1 protein-coding gene and 1 pseudogene are annotated in these 1,359 nt (G+C 46.1%); one reads left to right on the top strand and one right to left on the bottom strand.

Features of this window, described 5'->3' with window-relative positions; all coding sequences use genetic code 11:
* Window positions 1-272, top strand: a pseudogene (locus tag M595_RS27580) (LPS export ABC transporter periplasmic protein LptC); the annotation flags it as partial.
* Between the two features lie 117 nt (window positions 273-389).
* On the opposite strand, the gene M595_RS27575 reads toward M595_RS27580, so the two are convergent.
* Window positions 390-1,359, bottom strand: a 970-nt coding sequence (locus M595_RS27575) for an AAA family ATPase (protein WP_023068651.1), incomplete at its 5' end; no start/stop codon positions are given.

Below are 1,359 nucleotides of genomic sequence, written 5' to 3'. Positions count from 1 at the left end.
AGGGATGGGGTGATATCAAAGCTGAACAATTTGATTTAGTCGGAAATGTTGTGGCGATCGGTCAAAAGCGTCAAGCTCAGTTGAATACGAATCAGTTAACTTGGTCTACATCCCAACAACAGTTTCAGGCTCAAGGTAATGTTGTTTACCGTCAAATTGATCCACCTTTGACTTTAAGGGGAAATCGAGCAGTGGGTGAGTTTACCAGTGATACCATTGTGGTGACTGGGGATCAAAGCGGGGGTCAGGTTGTGACTGAGTTTGTTCCTTAACAGGAGTTCTCCAAACAAACAAAACCGAATAGAAAGGGGTACAACAGTTGTTATACCCCTGATTAAATTTATGAGATGTTACTCAAGTTGAGCTAGAGATAGCTCAACAGTAACTGATTATTCAGCCGTTTGCGGTAACAATTCCCGCTTTTCTTTTTCTCCTTGGGCAACTGTGACTTGACCCTCTCCATCGACATCAACAACGGCGGTATCGCCCTCACCGATGCGACCTGAGAGAATTTCTTCAGCCAAGCTATCTTCGAGTAAGCGCATGATCGCCCGACGTAAGGGACGAGCGCCGTAGCTGGGGTTGTAACCTTCCTCAACTAAGCGTTCATTGAACCGATCAGTGATTTCCAACTTAATGCCTTTTTCCGTCAGACGACGAAAGACTTCGTTGAGCATAATCACCGCAATTTCCTTAACCTCATCCTTCGTCAATTGACGGAAGACAATAATCTCATCGAGACGGTTGAGGAATTCTGGACGGAAGTATTGCTTCAGTTCTTCGTTAACCAAGTTACGAATCCGATGATACTGAGCATCAGATTCATTTTCGGAGAACTCAAATCCTAAACCACCGCCACCTTTTTCGATCACCTTCGATCCAATGTTGGAGGTCATAATGATCAAGGTATTTTTGAAGTCTACCGTGCGACCTTTCGCATCAGTCAAGCGTCCGTCTTCTAAAATTTGTAGCAACATATTGAAGACATCGGGGTGGGCTTTTTCGATTTCGTCGAATAGAACCACCGTGTAAGGACGCCGACGCACGGCTTCAGTCAGTTGACCGCCTTCGTTGTACCCGACATAACCGGGAGGCGAACCGATCAGCTTAGAAACGGTATGACGTTCCATGAACTCAGACATATCTAAGCGAATCATTGCTTCTTCTGATCCGAAGAAGTAAGTCGCTAAGGCTTTGGTGAGTTCTGTTTTACCCACTCCAGTTGGGCCAGAGAAGATAAAGCTGGCAATCGGTCGATTGGGGTTCTTTAAGCCCACCCGAGCGCGACGAATGGCGCGAGAAACCGCTTTAACCGCTTCTTCTTGACCAATTAAACGCTGATGCAGGGTATCTTCCATG

This window comes from Lyngbya aestuarii BL J (genome assembly GCF_000478195.2).
Lineage (GTDB): Bacteria > Cyanobacteriota > Cyanobacteriia > Cyanobacteriales > Microcoleaceae > Capilliphycus > Capilliphycus aestuarii.
Note: the sequence above shows the minus strand (reverse complement) of the source record. Positions and strands in the feature narration are given on the sequence as shown.